Raw genomic sequence first — 6,235 nt, 5'->3', positions numbered from 1 at the left:
GAAAAGAGAGTCGTAAAGAAAGAAAAACCAATCAAAAATTTCTTTATGGTCAGGAATCGAAAGCAAAATCCAATTTTTTCTTTCAAGGGAAGAGTTTAGAAGAATTAAAAGCTAAGAAAGAAGTCAAGGCCGCAAAAGATAATCTAAAATCTACTAAACAAGCCTATAAGTCCAAAAAAGTCAGTAGGAAAGCCAAAACTTTTCTTTATGTCCTTGGACGTGAAGGTGGAGAGTTAGCTTCAGAAAATGAAGATTTAGAAGGCTATCGTACACTTCAAGAGACCATTAGAAAAGGGAAACGCTACAGTCGACTTTCTTATAATCTTGGAAAAGCTAGTGTCAAAACAGGACAAGCAACAGGTCGTTTTACCAAGAAAAGACTGACCAACACAAAAGAGCGATACCATCATTTTAAGGATGGAAAAGGATGGAAACTAGCGAAAGATAATCCAAGTTCCTTTAAAAATCGGTATCGAAAATTAAAGAAACAAGGTCTTTCAAGTGTCCGAAATATCTATCAAAAACTAAAAGCAGCCTTTTCCTTCTTTACATTTACGGCTGGGAATCCTGCAACCTGGATAGTTGGAGGATTAGTCTTTCTTCTCTTACTTATGATGAGCTTCTTTTTAGGATTTTCATCTGCTAGTTTKATTCAACAAGATGAATTTGAATTAACAAAAGCTTATACCCATCTAACTTGGGAAGATGCAGAACATACTCGCACAAATGACAAAGGAATTACTTATTACACAAAAGTTGATGATGTGATKGGCTATATGAACTTTAAATTCCATGACTATGAGTTACACAAACCAGTTCACTTATTTAGTTCAGAAACTTACAAGGATTATCTGTCTACTTTGTGGCATGATTTAAACGATGGGGATGATTTGAAATCCATGCAAGACCTCTATGAAACTCCTAAGTATAAACTCTCGAAAGACGATCAAGAGGAAATGAAGGAACTAAAAGAAGAGGGTGTATATGCTTCCATGCAGGAATTGGACAATCCATTTGAGGGGAAAAGCAACGAAGATAGTCTAACCATGACTTATCGTTATGGATACTATGATTTAGATGGGAAACCTACTCTTCAGGAGTACATTCTACTAGAAGCAAAGGCTCACCAAACGATTGTCGCACCAATGGATGGAGTTGTATCTCTAGATGGTGACAATATTATTCTCACTAACGGAAAAGGAGAGAATGAGAGTCGATTGACCTTGTATTCTATTCATAATGGCCGTGCGATTGAGGGGACAAGAGTCTTAACGGGTGATATTATTGGTGAAACACCAGACGATACAGGTTTGAAAGTTTCCTATCAAAAGTATAAGAACAAGAAAGAAAAATTGGTGTATGTCAATCCGCAATTTTATTTTCCAAAAGTCATTCAACTTCAGACAACTATCTTACCTGCCATTGGTCAGTTTGGTGGGGATGAGTTTGAACGAGCAAAACATATTTATGAGTTTTTGAAATCTCAAGGGGCAAGTCCCCAAGCCATTGCGGCTATTTTAGGAAATTGGTCGGTAGAATCTTCTATTAATCCAAAACGAGCTGAAGGGGATTATTTATCTCCTCCTGTTGGCGCTACCGATTCCTCATGGGATGATGAAACCTGGTTAGCAATTGGAGGTCCAGCCATTTATAGTGGTGCTTATCCTAATATCCTTCATAGAGGTTTGGGGTTAGGTCAATGGACGGATACTGCAGATGGTTCAACACGGCATACAGCTTTATTGAATTATGCACATATCAAAAATAAGAAGTGGTATGATTTAGATCTCCAACTTGATTTTATGCTTCATGGGGATAGTCCTTACTATCAAAGTTGGTTAAAGGATTTCTTTGGAAATACGGGCAGTGCAGCCAATTTAGCCCAACTCTTCCTTACCTATTGGGAGGGAAATTCTGGTGACAAACTACTGGAAAGACAAACCAGAGCAACAGAATGGTATTACCAAATTGAAAAAGGCTTTAGCCAAACAAACGGAGGACAGGCAAAGAGTGATCCACAATCCCTCGAAGGTGTTCGTGGGGACTTGTATGATCATTCTGTTCCTGGTGGTGGAGATGGTATGGCCTATGCCTATGGACAATGTACATGGGGTGTTGCGGCTCGTATGAATCAGTTAGGCTTAAAATTAAAAGGAAGTAATGGTGAGAAGATTTCAATCATTAATACCATGGGAAATGGTCAAGACTGGGTTGCGACAGCTTCAAGTCTTGGTGGGGAAACTGGCTCTACACCAAGAGCAGGTGCCATTGTTTCTTTTGTAGGAGGTACACATGGCACACCAGCTATCTACGGTCATGTGGCTTTTGTCGAGAAAGTCTATGATGATGGTTCTTTCCTTGTGTCTGAAACTAACTATGGTGGCAACCCTAACTATACCTTTAGAAAAATCTCGCAAGCAGATAGTGCCATCAGTTTTGCTTATACGGTGAAATAAAAGAATCATGTCATCAGTTTAGGTGACATGATTCTTATTTTTTATAGAGTGACATATTTAATGCCATAGGTTGATAACTTACTTGATGATCGTCTTTAATCAATTGACTGTAAGCAACAAATCCGAACTGTTCATAAAATTGAATGACTTTAGGATGATTGATACTATCTAAAAATACCATCTGAGTTCCTACAATTGCTCGAAATTCTTCAATTTTTTGAATTACAATTTCAAATAACTCTTGTCCTGATAGTTTATTTAGCTTTGTGTTTTTGCCGAATTGACCGATAAGTAACACAGGGAGATAATCAATATTTTTGGGACTTTTTCCTTTTAGGACGAGTTTCTTTTTTAAGGATTCCTTTAAATCAGAAATATCAACAACTTTGAGAGATAAACTAAAGAATCCTATGATGTTATTTGTTTCAGTTTCTTCAACGATAAAATTACGAGAACGATGTTGTTTTTCAAAATTGGGAGCTTTATCAGATAGATAAGTCAACATCTCTTCATTATCTTTGAAATTAACATTTTCTAAAATGATAGTTTTAAATAGCTCCTGAACTTGTTTCTCAGTTTTATCAGGAGCCAGCACTTGAATATTTTCAAGATATTGCTTAAGTGGTGTTACTTGAATTGTCATCTTACAGATACTTTAAAATGAGTTTATTTTTCGTTGGAGCGGTAGCGTCTTGTGATTTAATAGATTTCAAGACTGCTTGTAGCTTTTTAGATGGTTCATGATTAAGAATTTTTAGAGCATCTTCGTTTGTTAGTTTTATATCACGTGTTAAACTGATTGTAGCCATTTGTTCTACCTCCTGTTTCTACTTAAATTCATTATAGCTTATTTTGAACAAAAGTTCAATCTAAAGATAGTGTATGTTTTCTATAGTGTATAAATCCAAAATAAGTTTTTCTCTTGCGTTTGTAGCTCATATTCGTTAGAATAATGGTGTAGATGAGTGGTCGGCTCATGGTCAATCTGATAGTAATCTTGGACATAAGGGCCAAGCGGTGGCGGACACCAGAACAAAATCCGATAGCAATCTTGGACGTAATGGCCAAGCGGTGGCAGACACCAGAATAAACCGACTGACTAGGTGGCTTACAGATTCTGTAAGTCATCTTTTTACTTTGATAATAATGTTTTATCATTTTAAGGAGAACGCAGTTTTGGCTCGTTCTCTTTTTTGTTGTGATACTTCTTTCAAGGAATATTTGGTAGGATTGGAGTGAAAAAAGATTAACTAGGAAAGAAGGAAGTATATGGAAGTCATTTATCAACGTGATTCGGATCAAGATGGATTAACTGATGCTCAAGAATTGGCGCTAGGAACCAATCCTCTTAGCGCAGATTCTGATGGTGATGGACGTTCAGATTTAGTGGAAATAGAAGAAGGAACCAATCCCTTAGAAAAGGATTTACAAGACATAGACCAAACAAGTATCACTGAACCGTCCTCAGTATTAATGGAAATGAAACAAAAGATTTCAGATATGATGGAGAGTCACTACAAGGAATTTATACAGGCTCTGATTAGTATTGAAACAGGGATTGAAAACCAACAAGACCTAGAAGACTTATATACTTACTACATGAGAACGGATGCCGTTTCTCTTTTATCTAGTGATTTAGAAATCAGTCCTCAAGAGGTTGAAATGGAGATAGAGTTGTAGGGGAATCATGTGATTCTCCTATTTTCGTATAGATGAAAGGAGCGAGTATGGAAGTAATACAATTATTGGCTATGTTTCGTGGAACAATTCCAAAAGATAGAGAGAAAATGGACTTATTTCTTCGTTATCAAGCGCAACATTTTGATGAGAAATGGCAGGATTTGGTAGAGAGTTTTTTGACTAAAGAGGGCAAAATAGAAGAGATACCTCATGTCTATTCGTTTCATCAAGATATTGTTTCTTTCCTAGAGGCCAGTTCTGAAAATAATGACCAAGATTTAGAAAGTTACACAAGAAAATTTGGACAAGCAGGTCTAAGTAAATTATCTCAATTAAGTAATTTTGAGAAAAACTTGGTGCTAGAAGTCGCAACCTATAACCTTTCCACTCGATTTTATATCCAATCTGAAAAAGAGAAGCTAACACCATTAAGTGAGCTTGTATTTCATCAGAATCAGGATGTCAATTTAGTCAATGTCTATCGGGTTGCGAATAATCTATCTGACCGTATTAGTAGAGATATAGAGGAATTTCTTCTAATGGTTGATTCCAAAGAACTAAAAAAAGAACTTCTTGAGATTCATTTTGAAGAAAAAGAGGGAGATGTTCTAGCCTATTTGGGTTCAGAATTGATGGCTACTTTAGATACCGTTACGGATCTTGTCCATCATGAAGAAAACTACACACAACTCCCACTGACACAAAAGCTGAAGATTATTACTCATTTTGATGAAGTGAAAGCTATAAGAGAAAAGTCTAATCAAGTAGAGGAATCTTTATCTCCTTCAAGTGATATTGAACAGGAAACGGAAGAAACGAACCCTTTTTCTAATGTCGATAAAATTGTAGAAGAAGCTTTGAGGGAATATCCAATTGGTTCACAAGTAAGTTATAAAGGACAAGTATTTCAGTTGGTTTCGATTGAAAATGCTCAGTTAAATGGCTTAGTTCGCCTAGAGCTATTCAATGATTCCAACCAGTTATTTGAAGAGAATCCTATCTTATACTTGAACAGTTTAGAAGAGATTGAACGAGTATTGTCTCATGTAGAACTTGAAAAAGAAGATTCAGAGATTGAGATGGATTCATCAAGTGAAAGTCAGGAAATAGATTTGTTTTCCTATCTGGAAGAAGAAARGGAAAAGTTTAATGAAACAGAATCAACACCACTTATTTCAAGTTTAGAAGAGTTGGATATTCCTGTTCAAGATTTTGTTTTTCCAGATGATTTAGAGAACTTTTATCCTAAGACAAATCGAGAAAAAATTGAAACGAATATCGCCGCAATTGAACTTGTTAAAAGATTAGAAAAAGAGGGACGACAAGCGAATCCAGAAGAACAAGAGCTACTAGCCAAGTATGTCGGCTGGGGTGGTCTTGCCAATGAATTTTTCGATGAACTCAATCCAAAGTATGAAGCAGAACGTTTAACTCTTAAGAGTTTAGTAAGTAAATCAGAATACTCCGCCATGAAACAAAGTTCTCTCACAGCCTATTATACAGACCCAATGATTATTCGCCAGATTTGGCAAAAATTACTGGATGATGGTTTTGAGGGAGGGAGGATATTAGATCCTTCTATGGGGACTGGGAACTTCTATGCGGCTATGCCTAGAAGGATACGAGAGAAATCAGAACTCTATGGGGTTGAATTAGACAGCGTGACAGGCGCAATCGCAAAACAACTCCACCCCAATACCCATATTGAAGTGCGAGGATTTGAAGAAGTTTCCTATCAAAATAATAGTTTTGATTTAGTCTTAACGAATGTCCCATTTGGAAATTTTCGCATTGCAGATAAAAACTATGATAAACCTTATATGATTCATGATTACTTTGTCAAACACTCACTTGATTTAGTAAGAGATGGAGGACAAGTTTCGATTATCTCTTCTATTGGCACAATGGATAAACGGACAGATAATGTCTTACAAGAGATTAAATCCAACACTCATTTTTTAGGGGGAGTTCGGTTGCCAGATACGGCTTTTAAAAGCATTGCAGGTACTCGTGTAACCACAGATCTCCTCTTCTTTCAAAAGGATCAAGCAAAGAATCTTAATGAAGAGGAACTTGTTTTTAGTGGTTCTATTCCCTTT

The 6,235-nt window shown here is 36.5% G+C and carries 5 protein-coding genes and 1 pseudogene; 3 read left to right on the top strand and 3 right to left on the bottom strand.

What is annotated here, in order from left to right:
* Nucleotides 1-2,456, top strand: a 2,456-nt coding sequence (locus K4H96_RS00035; protein ID WP_227956287.1) for a phage tail tip lysozyme, incomplete at its 5' end; no start/stop codon positions are given.
* A 34-nt stretch (nucleotides 2,457-2,490) separates the two neighbouring features.
* Here K4H96_RS00035 and K4H96_RS00030 read toward each other — a convergent pair.
* Genes K4H96_RS00030 through K4H96_RS00020 form a run of 3 tightly spaced genes read right to left on the bottom strand, consistent with a single transcriptional unit; the run spans nucleotide 2,491 to nucleotide 3,584 of the window.
* Nucleotides 2,491-3,099, bottom strand: a complete 609-nt coding sequence (locus K4H96_RS00030) for a hypothetical protein (protein WP_024478356.1) — start codon at nucleotides 3,097-3,099, stop codon at nucleotides 2,491-2,493.
* Nucleotide 3,100: 1 nt separating this feature from the next.
* A complete protein-coding gene (locus K4H96_RS00025; RefSeq protein WP_171964973.1) occupies nucleotides 3,101-3,265 on the bottom strand; it encodes a hypothetical protein in 165 nt (54 codons plus the stop codon).
* A 55-nt stretch (nucleotides 3,266-3,320) separates the two neighbouring features.
* Nucleotides 3,321-3,584: a hypothetical protein gene (locus K4H96_RS00020; protein ID WP_074192753.1), complete on the bottom strand. Its 264-nt coding sequence runs from the start codon at nucleotides 3,582-3,584 to the stop codon at nucleotides 3,321-3,323.
* A gap of 141 nt (nucleotides 3,585-3,725) precedes the next feature.
* Between K4H96_RS00020 and K4H96_RS00015 the strand changes: the two genes are divergently transcribed.
* Nucleotides 3,726-4,136, top strand: a complete 411-nt coding sequence (locus tag K4H96_RS00015) for a thrombospondin type 3 repeat-containing protein (protein WP_223336825.1) — start codon at nucleotides 3,726-3,728, stop codon at nucleotides 4,134-4,136.
* Nucleotides 4,137-4,183: 47 nt separating this feature from the next.
* A pseudogene (locus K4H96_RS00010) lies at nucleotides 4,184-6,235 on the top strand (DEAD/DEAH box helicase family protein); the annotation flags it as partial.

Origin of the sequence: Streptococcus sanguinis, assembly GCF_020729765.1 — a bacterium.
GTDB classification, from domain to species: domain Bacteria; phylum Bacillota; class Bacilli; order Lactobacillales; family Streptococcaceae; genus Streptococcus; species Streptococcus sanguinis_Q.
This window is presented reverse-complemented; position numbering and strand designations above follow the sequence as displayed.